This is a genomic window from Streptomyces sp. NPDC006393 (assembly GCF_040628575.1).
GTDB lineage: Bacteria > Actinomycetota > Actinomycetes > Streptomycetales > Streptomycetaceae > Streptomyces.
In genome coordinates this window covers 33,559-50,670 of sequence record NZ_JBEXZD010000031.1, presented here as the reverse complement: position 1 = coordinate 50,670, position 17,112 = coordinate 33,559, and the positions used below count along the sequence as shown (strand labels likewise).

14 protein-coding genes are annotated in these 17,112 nt (G+C 69.4%); 6 read left to right on the top strand and 8 right to left on the bottom strand.

All coding sequences use genetic code 11. The annotated features are described in order from the left end of the window. Nucleotides 1-12: 12 nt before the first annotated feature. The 5 genes from ABZ484_RS15700 (at nt 13) to ABZ484_RS15680 (ending at nt 4,728) form a co-directional block, all read left to right on the top strand. The gene (locus tag ABZ484_RS15700; RefSeq protein WP_358866435.1) at nt 13-525 is read left to right on the top strand and encodes a R3H domain-containing nucleic acid-binding protein; all 513 of its coding nucleotides are present in this window, start codon (nt 13-15) and stop codon (nt 523-525) included. A 117-nt stretch (nt 526-642) separates the two neighbouring features. Continuing rightward, entirely contained in the window at nt 643-1,359 is a 717-nt protein-coding gene (rsmG, locus tag ABZ484_RS15695) for a 16S rRNA (guanine(527)-N(7))-methyltransferase RsmG (protein WP_358866434.1), read from the top strand. Between the two features lie 299 nt (nt 1,360-1,658). Continuing rightward, a complete protein-coding gene (locus tag ABZ484_RS15690) occupies nt 1,659-2,732 on the top strand; it encodes a ParA family protein (RefSeq protein WP_358866453.1) in 1,074 nt (357 codons plus the stop codon). Then, nucleotides 2,729-3,841, top strand: a complete 1,113-nt coding sequence (locus tag ABZ484_RS15685; RefSeq protein WP_358866433.1) for a ParB/RepB/Spo0J family partition protein — start codon at nt 2,729-2,731, stop codon at nt 3,839-3,841. The genes ABZ484_RS15690 and ABZ484_RS15685 overlap by 4 nt, the downstream gene beginning before the upstream one ends. A 269-nt stretch (nt 3,842-4,110) precedes the next feature. Further along, nucleotides 4,111-4,728 carry a GNAT family N-acetyltransferase gene (locus ABZ484_RS15680; protein WP_358866432.1) on the top strand — a complete coding sequence of 206 codons (618 nt, stop codon included), beginning with the start codon at nt 4,111-4,113 and terminating at the stop codon, nt 4,726-4,728. Nucleotides 4,729-4,822: 94 nt separating this feature from the next. Here the strand turns inward: ABZ484_RS15680 and trxA are convergent, their stop codons facing one another. The 7 genes from trxA to ABZ484_RS15645 all read right to left on the bottom strand — a co-directional run bounded on the left by trxA (nt 4,823) and on the right by ABZ484_RS15645 (nt 14,713). Next, nucleotides 4,823-5,155, bottom strand: coding sequence for a thioredoxin (gene trxA / locus ABZ484_RS15675; protein ID WP_358866431.1), 333 nt, complete (start codon nt 5,153-5,155; stop codon nt 4,823-4,825). Between the two features lie 43 nt (nt 5,156-5,198). Next, nucleotides 5,199-6,170 carry a thioredoxin-disulfide reductase gene (trxB, locus tag ABZ484_RS15670; RefSeq protein ID WP_358866430.1) on the bottom strand — a complete coding sequence of 324 codons (972 nt, stop codon included), beginning with the start codon at nt 6,168-6,170 and terminating at the stop codon, nt 5,199-5,201. Between the two features lie 169 nt (nt 6,171-6,339). Further along, on the bottom strand, nt 6,340-7,260 hold the full coding sequence (locus ABZ484_RS15665) for a hypothetical protein (protein ID WP_358866429.1): 921 nt from the start codon (nt 7,258-7,260) through the stop codon (nt 6,340-6,342). After that, nucleotides 7,257-7,982 carry an RNA polymerase sigma factor SigM gene (gene sigM, locus ABZ484_RS15660; protein WP_358866428.1) on the bottom strand — a complete coding sequence of 242 codons (726 nt, stop codon included), beginning with the start codon at nt 7,980-7,982 and terminating at the stop codon, nt 7,257-7,259. Before sigM ends, ABZ484_RS15665 begins: the two co-directional genes overlap by 4 nt. A gap of 52 nt (nt 7,983-8,034) precedes the next feature. Further along, complete coding sequence (locus ABZ484_RS15655; protein WP_358866427.1) at nt 8,035-9,732, bottom strand: protein kinase family protein; 1,698 nt, start codon at nt 9,730-9,732, stop codon at nt 8,035-8,037. Between the two features lie 118 nt (nt 9,733-9,850). After that, nucleotides 9,851-12,187, bottom strand: a complete 2,337-nt coding sequence (gene murJ / locus ABZ484_RS15650; protein ID WP_358866426.1) for a murein biosynthesis integral membrane protein MurJ — start codon at nt 12,185-12,187, stop codon at nt 9,851-9,853. A 45-nt stretch (nt 12,188-12,232) separates the two neighbouring features. Next, entirely contained in the window at nt 12,233-14,713 is a 2,481-nt protein-coding gene (locus ABZ484_RS15645; RefSeq protein WP_358866425.1) for a DUF6049 family protein, read from the bottom strand. A 316-nt stretch (nt 14,714-15,029) separates the two neighbouring features. Here ABZ484_RS15645 and ABZ484_RS15640 point away from each other — a divergent pair, with 316 nt between their 5' ends. Beyond that, nucleotides 15,030-16,496 (top strand): CCA tRNA nucleotidyltransferase, encoded by a 1,467-nt coding sequence (locus ABZ484_RS15640; RefSeq protein WP_358866424.1) that lies wholly within the window; start codon nt 15,030-15,032, stop codon nt 16,494-16,496. A gap of 103 nt (nt 16,497-16,599) precedes the next feature. Here ABZ484_RS15640 and ABZ484_RS15635 read toward each other — a convergent pair whose 3' ends face one another. Continuing rightward, on the bottom strand, nt 16,600-17,103 hold the full coding sequence (locus tag ABZ484_RS15635) for a hypothetical protein (RefSeq protein WP_358866423.1): 504 nt from the start codon (nt 17,101-17,103) through the stop codon (nt 16,600-16,602). Nucleotides 17,104-17,112: the final 9 nt, after the last annotated feature.

Sequence of the window (17,112 nt, the reverse complement as noted above, 5' to 3'; positions counted from 1 at the left end):
GGAGCCCATCCCGTGACGGAAGGCACCACCTCCGCTGCTGCCGAGGGTGCAGACGCCCTGACCCGCCTGGAGCAGGAGGGCGAGATCGCGGCGGACTACCTCGAGGGTCTGCTGGACATCGCCGACCTCGACGGCGACATCGACATGGATGTCGAGGCCGACCGCGCCTCTGTCTCGATCATCAGCGACACCGGCACCCGTGACCTGCAGAAGCTGGTCGGCCGGGACGGCGAGGTGCTGGAGGCGCTGCAGGAGCTCACACGCCTGGCGGTGCACCGGGAAACGGGCGACCGCAGCCGCCTCATGCTGGACGTCGCGGGTTACCGTGCCAGGAAGCGGGCCGAGCTGTCCGAGCTGGGCGCCAAGGCCGCGGCCGAGGCCAGGAGCAGCGGTGAGCCCGTGAAGCTGAGGCCGATGACGCCGTTCGAGCGCAAGGTCGTGCACGACGCGGTCAAGGCCGCGGGCCTGCGCAGCGAGTCCGAGGGCGAGGAGCCGCAGCGCTTCGTCGTCGTGCTTCCCGCCTGAGCGGTCTCACACTCCACCGGCCCCGTCTGTTGCGCAGGCGGGGCCGCGATCTTGTCAGCCTGGTAGTTCTGGTGGTCGGCGCTGAAGGCGCTGATGCGGTACGGAAGGACGGTCCCCGTGACGGAGGCAGCGGAGCTCCCCCCTGCGCCCGAGCAGGCACGTGACGTATTCGGTGATCGCTTCGCGGATGCGGTCCGGTACGCCGAGCTGCTGGCCGAGGCAGGAGTACAGCGCGGGCTCATCGGCCCGCGTGAGGTACCCCGTCTGTGGGAGCGGCACCTGCTGAACTGCGCGGTGCTCTCCGAGGTCGTCCCCGAGGGGGTAACGGTGTGCGACGTCGGCTCGGGCGCGGGTCTGCCGGGCATTCCCCTGGCTTTGGTCCGGGACGATCTGAAGATCACGCTGCTGGAGCCGCTGCTGCGGCGCACCACCTTCCTCACGGAGGTCGTCGAGCTCCTCGGGCTCGACCATGTGACGGTCGTCCGGGGCCGGGCCGAGGAGGTCATGGGCAAGATCCCGCCGGTCCATGTGGTGACCGCCCGGGCCGTCGCCCCGCTGGACCGGCTGGCCACCTGGGGAATTCCCCTGCTGCGCCCGTACGGCGAGATGCTCGCCCTGAAGGGCGATACGGCCGACGAGGAGCTGAAGAGCGCGGCGACCGCTCTGAGCAAGCTCGGCGCGGTGGAGACCTCCATCCTGCATGTGGGTGAGGGCGTCGTGGATCCGCTGTCCACGGTGGTGCGCGTCGAGGTCGGGGAGAGCCCGGGTGGTGTGCGCTTCGCGGCCAAGCGGGCGAAGGCGGCCCGGACGGGGCGGACGCGACGCCGTCGCTGACGCCTCGCGTCATGGGGCGTGATGGTGCCAGTGGCCGGCTCGGATGATCGGGCGTACTCCACACAAGCTGCCCAAACCACGCATGACGGAGTGTCGCGACAGTTCGGCCATGGCTGCTGTGCATCGTGTTTCACGTGAAACGTCGCTCACTGTTGCACGGCATCATCAACCGTGGCCGCGCTGCGGCCCAACCTCGCGACCGCAAGCCGCTTGGTTCACTCGGAGAGGGAACGGAGTTGTCCACAGAGGTGGATTTCTCCACAGAACGTCAGGCCTCACTGGTTCGCGACCCCGATGGCATGGGAGGCTCTGTTCATTGCGAGCCTGAAGTCGAGGAGAGTGAATCCTTGCGGTCCGACGCCAACATCGCGGGACCGATGACCGATCCGGTCCCCGGTCCCCGTACCGAGTCGATGGGGGAGCATGTTTCACGTGAAACACCGCCCCCGATGGACGACACCCCGATCGGTCGTGCTGCCCAACTGGCGGTCGAGGCTCTAGGCCGCGCCGGTGAGGGCCTTCCACGGCCCGAACAGACCCGAGTCATCGTGGTGGCCAACCAGAAGGGTGGCGTGGGCAAGACGACGACGACCGTCAATCTTGCCGCTTCGCTGGCCCTGCACGGCAGCCGTGTCCTGGTGATCGACCTCGATCCCCAGGGCAATGCCTCCACCGCACTGGGTATCGACCACCATGCCGAAGTGCCCTCCATCTACGACGTCTTGGTGGAGAGCAAGCCGCTGGCAGAGGTCGTCCAGCCCGTTCCCGATGTCGAGGGTCTCTTCTGCGCCCCCGCCACGATCGATCTCGCCGGTGCGGAGATCGAGCTGGTGTCCCTGGTGGCCCGCGAGAGCCGGCTGCAGCGGGCGATCCAGGCCTATGAGCAGCCGCTGGACTACATCCTCATCGACTGCCCGCCCTCGCTCGGCCTGCTGACGGTCAATGCGCTGGTCGCCGGGCAGGAGGTCCTCATCCCGATCCAGTGCGAGTACTACGCGCTGGAGGGCCTGGGGCAACTGCTGCGCAATGTCGACCTGGTCCGCGGGCACCTCAACCCCGCTCTGCACGTCTCGACCATCCTGCTCACCATGTACGACGGCCGGACGCGCCTGGCGTCCCAGGTCGCGGAAGAGGTGCGCAGCCACTTCGGTGACGAGGTGCTGCGGACGAGCATTCCTCGTTCCGTCCGTATCTCCGAGGCTCCCAGCTACGGACAGACGGTGCTGACTTACGATCCAGGATCGAGTGGTGCCCTCTCCTACTTCGAGGCGGCACGAGAAATCGCGCTGAAGGGCGTTGGCGTCAGCTATGACCCGACGCGTGCCCACATCGGCGCACAGAGCGACCCGAGCATGGTGGAGGGGATCCAGTGAGTGATCGACGAAGGGGGCTGGGCCGTGGCCTGGGAGCACTGATCCCACCTGCCCCCACAGGAGAGAGGCCGTCGGCTCCGGCGGCGGTCGGGGGTGCTGCCTCCACGTCACCTACGGCCGTTCCGGTGCTGACCGCTGACCGCAGTGATCGCGGGGTGGCCGCGGCGAAGGTGACAGCGCTGCCCTCTGTTTCACGTGAAACAGAGGAAGTACCGACGAGCGGAAGCCCGGAAGCCCCGGCGCCTCCGATGGGTGCCCACTTCGCGGAGATTCCCCTCGACTCCATCGCGCCGAACCCGCGCCAGCCGCGCGAGGTTTTCGACGAGGACGCGCTCGCCGAGCTCGTCACCTCCATCAAGGAGGTCGGCCTCCTCCAGCCCGTCGTCGTACGGCAGCTCGGTCCCGAGCGGTACGAGCTCATCATGGGTGAGCGGCGCTGGCGTGCCTGCCGCGAGGCGGGGCTCGAAGCGATCCCGGCGATCGTGCGGGCCACGGACGACGAGAAGCTCCTTCTGGACGCCCTGCTGGAGAACCTCCACCGGGCGCAGCTGAACCCGCTGGAAGAGGCCGCTGCCTACGACCAGCTGCTGAAGGACTTCAACTGCACTCATGATCAGCTGGCCGACCGCATCGGCCGCTCCCGTCCGCAGGTCTCCAACACGCTGCGACTGCTCAAGCTGCCGGCGGCGGTGCAGAGCCGGGTCGCCGCCGGGGTGCTGTCCGCCGGACACGCTCGGGCGCTGCTGTCGGTCGAGGACCCGGAGGAGCAGAACCGGCTGGCCCGTCGGATCGTGGCCGAGGGGCTCTCGGTGCGGGCCGTCGAGGAGATCGTGCAGCTGATGGGGGCGCGGCCGCAGGCAGCACCGCGGTCCAAGGGCCCCCGTGCCGGGGCTCGGGTCTCTCCGGCCCTGTCGGATCTCGCGACCCGGCTGTCCGATCGCTTCGAGACCCGGGTGAAGGTGGACCTGGGCCAGAAGAAGGGCAAGATCACCGTCGAGTTCGCCTCCATGGAGGATCTGGAGCGGATCCTGGGCACCCTGGCTCCGGGCGAGGGCCCGGTGCTCCAGAACAGCCTCGTGGAGGGCGGGTCGCAGGAGACGGACGACTGAGGCCCCTTGCGCAAGGGACGGCTTCGGTCAGGACGGACGACTTCGATTCGGACGCACGACTTCGATTCGGACGCACGACAGAAGAGGCTCGATGGGGACGGGCCGTGTCCGGTCTATACCGGAACACGGTCCGTCCTTTGCTTTGAGGCGGTATCGATGGAATCGCTTCCTGGATACGATGCGATCGGGTACGGCGCATCCACCCGACAGCACCTCTGGTTGACGGCCGCTCGTGGCATCACGGGCGCAGGAAGCGAGGATCAGCCTTCATGGGCCGTAGGCTCCTACCGCTCACGCTGGACAACCTCCAGGATCTCCCCAAGCGCTGTCGCGCGTGTGTCTTCTGGGAGCTGGATCCCGTCAGTGGCCAAGCCGCGGTGAAGGCAGGCACGCCGGCGCTGGAGAAGGAGGCGTGGATCTCCGCCGTCCTCCTGGACTGGGGTTCCTGCGGCCGAGTGGTCTACGTCGACGATGTACCGGTGGGCTTCGTGCTCTACGCTCCCCCTGCCTATGTGCCGCGTTCCATGGCCTTTCCCACGAGTCCGGTCTCCCCGGACGCGGTGCAGCTGATGACCAGCTTCATCATGCCGGGCTATCAGGGACAGGGCCTGGGGCGCGTGCTGGTCCAGACGGTTGCGAAGGATCTGTTGCGCCGAGGCTTCAAGGCCATCGAGGCCTTCGGGGACGCCCGGTGGAAGGAACCCGCCTGTGTGCTGCCGGCCGACCATCTGCTGGCGGTCGGTTTCAAGACGGTCCGGCATCACCCCGCCCACCCGCGACTGCGGCTGGAACTGCGATCGACCCTCTCCTGGCGGGAAGACGTGGAGATGGCGATCGACCGGCTGCTGGGAGCAGTACAGAAGGAACCGGCGCTCCGGCCGCTGTGAGCGTCGCCCTCCCACACGAATGGGCCGACCCTAGAGGGTCGGCCCATTCGTGTTTCACGTGAAACATGCGCCGTCTGCTCGACGGCCTACCGTGTCACTCGGCGATGAAGTCCTCGAGGTCGCGCAGGATCGCGGCCTTCGGCTTCGCGCCGACGATGGTCTTGGCGACCTCGCCGTGCTGGTAGACGTTCAGCGTCGGGATCGACATGACGCCGTACTTGGCGGCCGTACCCGGGTTCTCGTCGATGTTGAGCTTGACGACCTCGATCTTCTCGCCGTACTCGGCGGCGATCGCCTCGAGGGACGGCGCGATCTGGCGGCAGGGACCGCACCAGGCGGCCCAGAAGTCCACCAGGACGGGCTTGTCGCTCTTGAGGACATCCTCTTCGAAGGAGGAGTCGGTCACGTTCTTCAGGGTGCCTGCCACGGCGGGCTCCTTAACTGATGCGGGCGGTGGGGTGGTTGGGGTCTCAGACGGTGGTCTTCTCGGGCTCGGCCTTCTGCTCGTTGTCCGCGAGGGCAGCGAGGAAGCGCTCGGCGTCGAGAGCGGCGGAGCAGCCGGTGCCGGCCGCGGTGATGGCCTGCCGGTAGGTGTGGTCGACCACGTCACCGGCGCCGAAGACACCGGTGAGGTTGGTGCGGGTGGAGGGCGAGGCGACCTTCAGGTAGCCCTCCTCGTCCAGGTCCAGCTGGCCCTTGAAGAGCTCGGTCCGCGGGTCGTGGCCGATCGCGATGAACAGTCCCGTCACCGGCAGGTCCGAGAGCTCGCCGGTCTTGACGTTGCGCAGCTTCAGGCCGGAGAGCTTCTGCTCACCCTGGATCTCCGCCACCTCGCTGTCCCAGACGAACGTGATCTTCGGGTCGGCGAAGGCGCGCTCCTGCATGGCCTTGGAGGCACGCAGGGTGTCCCGGCGGTGGACGACGGTGACGGACTTGGCGAAGCGGGAGAGGAAGGTGGCCTCCTCCATGGCGGTGTCACCGCCACCGATCACCGCGATGTCCTGCTCCCTGAAGAAGAAGCCGTCACAGGTGGCACACCAGGAGACACCGCGACCGGAGAGGGCGTCCTCGTTCGGCAGACCGAGCTTGCGGTGCTGCGAGCCGGTGGTGACGATCACGGCCTTGGCGCGGTGCACCGTGCCCGAGGTGTCCGTGACGGTCTTGATCTCGCCCGTCAGGTCGACGGCGACGACATCGTCCGGGATCAGCTCGGCACCGAAGCGCTCGGCCTGGGCGCGCATGTTGTCCATGAGCTCGGGGCCCATGATGCCGTCGCGGAAGCCGGGGAAGTTCTCCACCTCGGTGGTGTTCATCAGCGCACCCCCCGCGGTGACGGCGCCCTCGAACACCAGCGGCTTCAGCGACGCGCGGGCGGTGTAGAGCGCCGCCGTGTAGCCGGCAGGCCCGGAGCCGATGATGATCACGTTACGGACGTCGCTCACAGCTTGATTCCTCGTCTCTGGACTGTGGCCTACTGCCGGGGGGAGCCTTGCTCGCTGCTCTCACCCCACCCAACGGATCCTAAGGGGCGTGCATTCCCGGTGCGCTCGGGCACACGGAGCTACCTCGATGGAGGGAGTACCGCGCAGCGCGACGAGCAGGCGTTCGGCCTCAGGAACGCGTGTAGGAGCGCGAGAGCAGAACCTTGGCGGCGGCCGAGGAGCGGTGGACACACGTCGCGTCGACGACGTAGGCCGTGACGTGGGTGCTGCTTCCGGAGGCGTCGGGCAGCACCAGAAGATAGGCGTCCTTGCCGCCGTAGGAGCCCGCCTCGGCGGCGAGCGGCATCGCGCTGCTCCCCAGGCCTTCCAGGACGCACGGGGGAACCGAGACGGTGGGCGCGCTCTTGAGGATGTTCGGCTTGTCGGTACCCGGGTCCGAGCCCGCACCGAAGCTGTGCGGCGCGTGGGTGGTGCCCTGTGTCTTCTGGGCCCTGTCGAGGAGATTCGTGACCCGGTTCTTGAGCGTCCCCTCCGAGAAGGTGTCCGCGGAGGCGCTCGACCGGCCGTGAGCTGTGGTGTCGGACCCCTTGTCGTCGTGCCGGGATGTCAGCATCACGGACGCGACGCCCAGGGCGGCGACGGTGAGGGCGGTGCCGAGGGCGGCGACCCTACGGCGCCCGCGACGGGTGCGGGTCTTGCGGCCCGGCCCGGTGCCGTCGGTGCCAGCGCGGCCCGCCGGACGGTCCGGGGCCGATGTTTCACGTGAAACGAGCGCATGATCGCCGTCGCCGTCGCCGTCGCCGTCGCCGTGGTCCTGGCCGGCCCGGTCGATGGTGGTGCCGCCAGCGCGTTCGGCGGCGAGAGCCGCGTCGATCCGCTCCGCGACGTCACGGGGCATCTCCAGGGGCTCCACCGGGGCCTCGAGCAGCCCTCGGATCTCCTCCAGCGACTCATGGACGTCGGCGCACGGGTGGCACTCGTCCAGGTGCCGGAGCAGTTCATCGGCCCGGGAGGGAGGGAGCAGGCCTTCGGTGAGGTCGGAGATCTCGGTGACGTCCGGGTGCCCGGCCGTATCCGTCGTGAATGTCACGCTCGCCCACCTCCGCCCTTCACAGCAGCTGAATCATGTGGCCCGGTGTCCTGGGCACCTCTGTTCCGGGGTGCCGCTGCTGGTGGGACGGATGTCCCCTGCGCCCGGTTCCGTCCCGTACCCGGCTCTTTCTCGTCTTTCTCGCCGGGTCCGTCCGGTCGCAAATGGGTGAGCAACGGCAGGAGCCTGGCTCTGCCCCTGGCACAGCGGCTCTTCACTGTTCCGGTCGGCACGTCGAGGATGCGGGCGGCCTCGGCGACGGGATAGCCCTGCATGTCCACGAGCACCAGGGCGGCCCGCTGGTCGGGCGGGAGGGTGCCCAGCGCCTCGACGAGCTGCCGCTGCACGTCGTTGCGCTCGGCGGGCGCCGAGGCCGACTCGTGCGGCTCCAGGAGGTGCTCCAGCCGCTCGGTGTCGTCCACCGGAGAGGTCTTCCGGGTGGCAGCCTTGCGGGCCCGGTCCAGGCAGGCGTTCACCGTGATCCGGTGCAGCCAGGTCGTGACGGCCGACTGGCCGCGGAAGGTGTGGGCGGCGCGGTAGGCGGAGACGAACGCGTCCTGCACGGCGTCGGCGGCCTCCTCACGGTCCCCCAGCGTCCGCAGAGCGACCGCCCAGAGCCGGTCCCGGTGCCGCCGCACAAGCTCGCCGAAGGCATCGGGGTCGCCTTCGACATGCCGGGTCAGAAGTTCATGGTCGGAGACGCCTTCGAGACCCTGCGGCATGCACCTTCACCCCCTCGCCCGACGACCACCGTCAGTTGACGGTGAGATCTGTTCAGGTGGTCACCTTGATGTCCGCCACTCTGGCCCGGTAGGTGCCGTCCGTCTGCAACGGCAGCTTCGTGAGCCAGACCAGGAGGTAGCGCGTCGTGAGAGGGCGAGCGGGCTTGAGTGTCACACTCGTGCCGGAACCCGAGGCGACCTTGGCATACCTTCCGAAGGATGTCGGCTCCGCACCCTGGTCTCCACTCGCGGCACGCAGTTCGACGGACGTCGACCCGACGAACGAGACGGTCACCTTGCCGACCTGCTGGACCTTGCCGAGATCGAGAATGACGCCCAGCCCGGACTTCAGTCTCCCGAAGTCCGCACTCGTGTAGTAGTCGGTCTGCCAGTACGAATTCGGATCACCGTCAGTCACCTTGCCGGTGTCGGACGGCTTCTCGGAGCCGTCTCCGAACGGGTCGAAGTCATGGACGCCGCTGATGGCGATCGGCTGGGCCGGCTTCGGCTGCTGCTTGTTCTTGTTGCCGCCGTCCTGCGTCTGCGTCTGGCTGTCCTTGGTGGAGTTGCCGCCCTGGTCCATCAGGGCGTCGGCGAGCTGCCAGCTGCCCAGGCCGAGCGCGGCGATGAGGAGAGCGGAGACGGCCCACTTCAAGGCCTTGCCGGTGCGGCTCTGCAGCGCGGGCGGCGGCGCCGGGACAGGCTGGCCGGCACCGGGGTGCGGGGCCGGGCGCCCGTATGTGCCCTGCTGGTAGGACGTGCCCTGGTACTCCGGCGGTGTGGTGAACGAGGGCTCCGGCGGACGGATCCGCGGCATCTCACCGATCGCCTTGACCAGTTCCTCCGGAGTGGTGCACGGAGACTCGTGGCGGGAGGCGGTGGCACCGTCGTTGGCGAGGGCGCGCATGGAGAGCTCGGACAGACCCCGATGGATACCGGCACGCACCTGGTCCGGGGCGATGAGCCCGATGTCCTTGGGCAGGCCGGTCAGACCGTAGGCGTCGTTCTCGTACGGCCAGCGCTGCGTGAGCGCCGCGTACAGCAGGGCGCCGATCGCCTCGGTGTCGGTGCGCTGCGGGGTGTCGGAGCTGATGCCGCGCAGCGCGGCGTTCACGGCGAGGCCGCGGATGCGCCACTGGCCGGTGGAGGCGCGCAGCACGGCGTTGGGGTTCAGGCGCAGATGCGCGAGGCCCTCGCGGTGCGCCGCGGCCATGGCGGAGGCGACCTGGCTGACCAACTGGTAGGCGTCGTGCGGCTCCAGCGGCCCGGCGGACAGCAGCGTCGTCAGTTCGACGGCGTCCGGCAGCCATTCGTGGACGACGTAGACGAGATCGTTCTCCTCGACGGCGTCGAGGACCTGGACGAAGCGGGGGTCGCCCAGCAGGGCGGACGAGCGGGCCGCGGCCAGCACGGCGCGGGCGCGGCTGTGGTCCGCGGGCAGGACGTGCACGCCGACGGCACGGCGGAGTTTCTCGTCCACCGCGCGCCAACTGCTGAATCCGTCCAGACGGGTGACGCACTCCTCGAGGCGGTAGCGTCTGGCCAGCTTGTGACCGCTGTGCAGTTCAGGCGGTGAGGCCTTCCTTCCGGGACGCTCGGTCCCGGCGTTCCCCTGTGCCTCGTCGTTGTCCGTGTCCCGCTCCCGGTTCTGGGCCACCCCGTCGGCCGTGGACTGGTCCGCCTCGGCGGTCAGCGACTTGTCGCCGCTGTTGTCTGCCACGTCGACGGCAGCCGTGCTCCGTTCCGCCACCGTCGCTCCTGCCTCCCCATCCATCGCGCGCTGTCCGACGCCGAAACCAATTGTGCCCACAGTCCGCTGCTATGCACGACACACAGCTGCGGACGATGGTTGTGCGTGTACCCCCGCCTCAACGTCCCAGACGGCCACGGACCATGCCGACGAGCGAGTTGAGTTCCTCGATGCGCATCCGCCGGGCGGCGACGAAGAAGACGCCCAGCAGCAGGGCCCCGCCGGCCAGCAGCGCGGCGAACGATCCGACGACGCCCTGGCCGAGGGCGTGGCCGATGGCGTAGCAGGCCGCGCCGCTGAGCAGCGCCGCCGGGACCGCCGCGATGCACAGCCGGGTGTACGTCCGCATCACGCGCGCCCCGTCGAGGTCCCCGCCGAGCCGCTTGCGCAGCCGGTTCCAGGCGACGCCCACACCGATGGCGTAGGCGAGACCGTAGGCGGCGGACATGCCGATCACGGCCCAGCGGGCCGGAAGCAGGTAGTAACACAGGACCGAGGCGCCCGCGTTGACCGCGGCCACGATGACCGTGTTGTAGAAGGGCGTGCGGGTGTCCTCGTAGGCGTAGAAGGCGCGCAGGACGACGTACTGCACGGAGTACGGGATGAGGCCGAGGCCGAAGGCCATCAGCATGTAGCCCGTGTTCGTGGCGGCGCCGGTGCCGGCGGAGCCGAAGATCAGCGTACAGATCGGGACGCCGATGGCGACGAAGGCGAAAGCGACCGGAACGATCGCGACGGCCGTGGTGCGCAGGCCCTGTGAGATGTCGTCGCGGACGGCGCCGGCGTCACCCTCGTGGGCCGAGCGGGAGATCCGCGGCAGCAGGGCCGCCATCAGGGAGACGGTGATGATGGCCTGCGGCAGGCCCCAGATCAGCTGGGCGTTGGCGTAGGCGGCGAAGCCGGTTCCGTCCATGTGGGCATGCTTGCCCGACGACGTGGACAGCTGGGTGACGACGAGCGCGCCGGCCTGGTTCGCGAGGACGAACAGCACGGTCCACTTGGCCAGCGTCATGGCCTTGCCCAGGCCGTGTCCTCGCCAGTCGAACCGCGGACGCAACCGGAATCCGGACTCGCGCAGGTACGGGATCATCGCCAGGGCCTGCACCACCATGCCGAGCAGGACGCCGACGCCGAGCAGCCGCTGTCCTTCGGGCGGAATGTTGGTGACCTTCATCCCGGAGTGCGCGGCGCTGCCGTACACCCAGATGAACGTGCCGAGCGTGATGATGATGACGATGTTGTTCAGCACCGGCGTCCACATCATCGCGCCGAACTTCCCGCGCGCGTTGAGGACCTGTCCCATGACCACGTGGATGCCCATGAAGAAGATCGAGGGCAGGAAGTACCGGACGAAGGTGACACCGACCTCGTTCGCCGCCGGGTCGCCGGCGACGGAGTCGGACAGCAGGCGGATCAGGTAGGGAGCCCCGAGCACGGCGACCACCGTGAGCACGCCGAGGGCCACCATGACCAGCGTCAGGAGCCGGTTGGCGTAGGCCTCGCCGCCGTCCTCGTCCTCCTTCATGGAGCGGACGAGCTGTGGGACGAAGACCGAGTTGAGGCCGCCGCCGACCGTCAGGATGTAGATCATGGTCGGCAGCTGGTAGGCGACCTGGAAGGTGTCGCCGAGCAGGCCGATGCCCAGCGCCGAAGCGATCAGCGCGGAACGGATGAACCCGGTGAGGCGGGAGACCAGGGTGCCCGCCGCCATCACCGCGCTCGACTTCAGCAGGCCCGAGGCCTTTCCGCCCTTCTTCGCCGCAGCGGGCGCGGGGGCGGCCGCGGAGGGCGCAGTGACGATACCGGTGCCTGTCGGGGCCGGAGCGGGGCCGGGGACCGAGGGAGCGTCCATGGACGGGCGCCCGCCCATCCCCTGCGGGGTCTGGTAGCCGTGCGGACCGGAGGGCGGGGCCTGGTAGCCGCTCTGCCGGGGGTCGTAGCCCTGCGTCCCGGGGTTCTGGTAGCTGGCCTGACGCGGGTCCTGGTAGCCGCCCTGCTGCTGGTCGCGGAAGAGGTGGGCGAAGGCGTCCGGTTCGTGGTGCCCCTCGCCGGAGTGGCTGACCAGGTCGTCGACGCCCACGAACTGCGTGGTGCGGGGGTCCTCGCCGTACGGCAGGTACTGGGTGGGGCCGGACGGCTCCGGCGGCGGGGTCTGCGCCCAGACACGCGGGTCGGGGGCGTACGGCGACGGCTGCGGGCTGCCGTACAGCGGCTGCTGCGCCCCGTATGCGCCCGCAGGGGGCGGCGGGTGCGCGGCACGGTCGTACAGCGCCTCGCCGACCGGGTCCTGAGCGGTCAGGTCCTGCGCCCGGTAGGGGTCCTCGGTGTAGGCGTCCTGGAGGTACATGTCCGCCGGGGGCTGCTGCGGCATCTGACCGTGTTCGGGGGGCGGTGCGTCGTGGTGACCCGAGCCGCCCACGGCCTGGCCGCGGTCACCGTCGTACGGCGCGTTCATGCTTACCCCACCTCATCGTCCCGGGCCCTCCGGGCCACGACATCCTCAACGGTCCACCTTCTCACCCGTGCCGGACGGGTCGGCGCTTTCCGCTGCGGTGTCCGGTGCCGGGTCACTCGCCTGCTCCGGGGCGTCTGCCCGAGAACGGGATCCCGACTCTTCCGTGAGACGCTCGGCAGGGGTCTCGGGGTTCTCCGGTCCGTCTGTCTCCGGTCCGGCCGCGTTCGAGGCGGACTCGTCGAGGACGCCGGAGCCGTCCTCGGCGTCCTCGGCGTCCCCGGCGTCCTCGGCGTCCTCGGCGTCCTCGGTCTCCTGCGCGTCCTCCTCCTTCTCCCTGGCCGCCGCCCGCTTGCGCTGGGTGTACATGCGGAAGCCGGCGAGGACGAGGAGCAGCACGCCGCCCCCGATGACCAGCATCACGGTGGCGGTGATCTCGGTGACCTTCACGTCGAAGGTGACGGGTGCGCCGTACACCTGGCCGTCCTGTGTGTACAGCTGGGCGATCACCGTGACGGGACCGTTGGCGTTGGCCGACGTGGTGAACTTCACGGACTGGGTGTGGCCGCCGGAGACCGCCACTTGCTGCTCCGAGTAGGCCTCGCCGCCGATCTTGAGGCGGGTGGGGTTGGTGGAGGTGAGCCGCAGCACCAGATGGTCGACGCCCTGCACCAGATTGTTCTGCACGGTCACGGGGATCGTGGCGCTGTGGCCGGAGAGCTTCGTCTCCGACTTGTCGATCAGCTTGACCTCGTCGGCGAGGTCGTCGAGGTAGGCCTCCACCCCGCCCCGGAAGGTCTCCGCCGCGCTCTTGCGGCCCCGCCACGATGTGGACATCTCGCGGTTCATGGCCCGCCCGAACGGCGTGACGACCCGGGACTGGTCGGTGAGCACGACCTTGAAGTTGTCGACCTTGTCCTGCGTCCTGGCGATCATCGCGAAGGCGGAGTGCCGGAGCTCACGCTTGCGCAGCGAGGAGGGGTAGTCCGAGGCCGGCGGGATCCTGGTCGTGGCCTCGGGGTCCGGCTTGGCCTTGGCCGCCGCGGCCAGGTTCTGGGGCTGGGACCAGGTGCTCTGCTGGAGCGCGGTCAGGGCCTGCGCCATGACCTGTGCCTGGCTCGCGCTGGGCATGCGCTGCGGGGCGACGACGACGCTGCGCTGCTTGCTCGTCTGGTTGTTCAGCGCGAGGCTCTGGGCCAGGAAACGCTGCACGGCGAGCGTGCCGGCGCCGGCACGCGTCATGTCACCCTCGAACGCCGTCGACATCCGGGCGTCGGTGACGACGGCCGTGGTGCCCCCGCCGACCGGCCGGGCCGCGGAGGGCGTGTAGGTCAGGGCGTCGGACTCCTGGATGCTGTCGCTGCGCGCGATGACCTTGTCCGCGCCCGCGGAGGTGGCGACCCTGACGATCGCCGGGTCGACGGCACCGTCCACCGGCCAGGCGAAGTCCGTGTCGGGCTTCACGTGCAGCACGGTCTCCACCGTGCTGCCGGCGACATCGGTGGCGTCCTTGAGCTGGCTCAGCGATCCGGTGACGCTCGTGCCGTTGTGGGCGAGGGAGGCCAGGTCCGGGTCGGCGAAGGGCAGCGCCACGACTTCCTTGCCCGCCACCGCCTGCTGGAGCTCGGCGAGCCACTGCTTGGCCACGGCCTGGTGGGTCCCGGCGACCGGCGTGGAGCCGGCCTTCGGCTGGACGCGGTAGTTGCGCGTCATGGCGTCGACGGACGCCAGCAGGTCCGGGTCGATCACCCAGGTGACGTCGAGGTCCTTGCCCAGGGTCAGCATGCGCTCCAGCCGGCCGCCGGGGGCGATCTCCTTGGCGAGGTCGTCGTTGAGGAAAACCGGGGTCTGCTGCGCGCCGGGGCCCGTCTCCGCCGTCATGTGGGCGGCGGACACCAGCGGCCACAGAAACGTCGTCTTCGTCTTCGTGTCCGCTTCGTCTGCCTGCCAGGGCAGGAAGGTGTGCTGGATGCCCAGCACCTGCTCCCATGGCTGCGCGGACGTCTGGCCGGAGAGCGAGACGGAGAACTCGTAGACCCCGTCCGCGCCCAGGTTCAGCTTGTCGACCGGCACGGAGATGCTGAAGTGCTCGGCGACGCCGGGGGCGAGCTCGGAGAACTTCTGGGCGTACTTGTCGTCGATCTCCGGTCCGTCGGCGCCGGGTACGAAATCGGTCCGCCGCGCGACGTCGTCGATCGCGGAGCGGGTGCCCAGTTCCTGGCCGACGCGCAGACCCACGTGAGCGTCGGTGACCGCCTGCTTGCCGGTGTTCGTCACGGTGCCCGAGACGGTCAGTGTGTCGTCGTCCGAGGGTGCGCTGGGGCTGAGCGCGTCGAGGGAGACGGCCACCGTGCGCGAGCCGGAGGCGGCCCGGAGCGAGTCCTGGCCGGTGGCGTGCGCACTGGGAGCGGCCGAGAACTGGAGCAGACCGGCCAGCAGGGGCGCCCCGGCGAGCAGTGCCCCGGCCCGCCGCAGCAGGCGGCGGGCAGGTGAGGGACTGGTCCCCTGGAAGTCTGCCGCCTCGGCCACGCGCTCGCCCGTCCCTCGTCGTCGTCAGTGGTCGTCGGAATGTGCGTCCACGCATGGTAACGATGCGCGCCGAGGGTAAGTGCCGCGGAGGCGGCCACAAGATCGGTGGCGGGGCGCGGGTGCCCTGGATATGCGCCTATCCGGGGATGCTGTTCAGTACGTCACAAAGACGAGGCTTGTGCACGGCGGAGAGGTGGGCGTGGTGCCGGCTGCTGGGCAAGGGAATGAGGAGAAGCCGGGTGCCCGTACACGTCGCCGTGGTCGGGTGCCTTATGTCGCGGCGGCCCGGCGCCCAGGACACGTACCCTTTTCTGTTGTGCCGAACGCCAACGATGACACTTCCTCTGCCCTGAGCCAGGTGCAGCAGCGCGCGGTGAGCGAACTGCTGCGAGTGGCCCCCGTCGCCGACGACCTCGCGCGCCGCTTCCAGGAGGCCGGGTTCTCGCTCGCCCTGGTCGGCGGCTCGGTCCGGGACGCGCTGCTCGGCCGGCTCGGCAACGACCTGGACTTCACGACCGACGCCCGTCCCGAGGACGTCCTGAAGATCGTGCGGCCCTGGGCGGACGCGGTGTGGGACGTGGGCATCGCCTTCGGCACGGTCGGGGTCCAGAAGCAGGCCCGGGTCCAGGACGCCGACCGGTCCTTTCAGATCGAGGTCACGACCTACCGGTCCGAGGCCTACGACCGCACCTCGCGCAAGCCTGAGGTGTCGTACGGCGACTCCATCGAGGAGGACCTCGTCCGGCGTGACTTCACCGTCAACGCGATGGCGGTCGCCCTGCCGGAGAAGAGGTTCATCGACCCGCACGGTGGCCTGGAGGACCTCGCGGCGCGCGTGCTGCGCACCCCTGGAACGCCCGAGGAGTCCTTCTCCGACGACCCGCTGCGCATGATGCGGGCCGCGCGTTTCGCCGCCCAGCTCGACTTCGACGTCGCCCCGGAGGTCGTCACGGCGATGAAGGAGATGGCCGGGCGCATCGAGATCGTCTCCGCCGAACGCGTACGGGACGAGCTCAACAAGCTGATCCTGTCCACCCACCCGCGCAAGGGCCTGGCCCTTCTCGTCGACACGGGGATCGCCGACCGGGTGCTGCCCGAGCTGCCGGCCCTGCGCCTGGAGAGCGACGAGCACCACCGGCACAAGGACGTCTACGACCACACCCTGATCGTCCTGGAGCAGGCGATCGCCTTGGAGGAGAACGGCCCCGACCTCGCGCTGCGGCTGGCCGCGCTGCTGCATGACATCGGCAAGCCGCGCACCCGGCGCTTCGAGAAGGACGGCCGGGTCTCCTTCCATCACCATGAGGTGGTCGGCGCGAAGATGACCAAGAAGCGCATGACCGCCCTGAAGTACTCCAATGAGCTGGTGAAGGACGTCTCCCGTCTCGTCGAGCTGCACCTGCGGTTCCACGGCTACGGCACCAGCGGGTGGACGGACTCCGCCGTCCGCCGTTACGTCCGCGATGCCGGACCTCTCCTCGACCGCCTCCACAAGCTGACCCGCTCCGACTGCACCACGCGCAACAAGCGCAAGGCGACCGCTCTCTCCCGTGCCTACGACGGTCTGGAGAAGCGCATCGCCCAGTTGCAGGAGCAGGAGGAGCTGGACGCGATCCGCCCGGACCTGGACGGCAACCAGATCATGGAGATCCTGGGTATCAAGCCAGGGCCGGCCGTCGGCCGCGCCTACAAGCACATGCTGGAGCTCCGCCTGGAGAACGGCCCGATGGAGCACGACGTGGCGGTCGCGGCCCTGAAGGAATGGTGGGCCGAGCAGGGCTGAGTCATGCAGTGGGGTCATGTTTCACGTGAAACATGACCCCGGGACGCGAGAGGGGCGACGTTTCACGTGAAACGTCGCCCCTCCGTCATGAGCCGAGTGGGTGCTACTTGCTTTCCTTCAGGCAGAGCACCACGTCGTGACCGCCGCCGTACTGGACATAGGAGATCGTCGCGTCGGTGACGGCCTGGCACTTGTCCTGGTCGGTGGAGCCGTCGAACTTCTGGACCACCTTGTACTGCGCGTCACCGGACGAGCAGTCGACTTCCTTGAGGTCCGGATCGGTCATCGTGCCGTTGTTGTGCATGCACGCGCCCACCGAGGTGGTCTCCGCGTCGTCGCGCCCCAGGAACCAGCCCAGCCCGAGAGCGCCGCCGAACTTCAGCAGGGCGACGATGACGGCGACGAGGATGCCGCCCACGATGCGCAGCGTCTTCTTGCCACCGCGCCTCGTCGGCGCGGGCGGCGGCGGAACCGGCACGCCCTGCTGCTGCGGGAACGGGGCGTAGGGCTGCTGCTGCGGGGGGTAGGACTGGCCGGGCTGCTGCCCCATCGGAGCGGAGGGCGCCTGGGCGTACGGGTTCTGGCCCTGGGGCGGCGGAGTGGTCACGTGGGAGTC

Excerpts from the sequence above, each read along its gene's own strand:
- ABZ484_RS15690 (WP_358866453.1), top strand. The coding sequence starts at position 1,659 with ATGGGAGGCTCTGTTCATTGCGAGCCTGAAGTCGAGGAGAGTGAATCC.
- ABZ484_RS15680 (WP_358866432.1), top strand. The coding sequence starts at position 4,111 with ATGGGCCGTAGGCTCCTACCGCTCACGCTGGACAACCTCCAGGATCTC.
- sigM (WP_358866428.1), bottom strand. The coding sequence starts at position 7,982 with ATGCCGCAGGGTCTCGAAGGCGTCTCCGACCATGAACTTCTGACCCGG.
- murJ (WP_358866426.1), bottom strand. The coding sequence starts at position 12,187 with ATGAACGCGCCGTACGACGGTGACCGCGGCCAGGCCGTGGGCGGCTCG.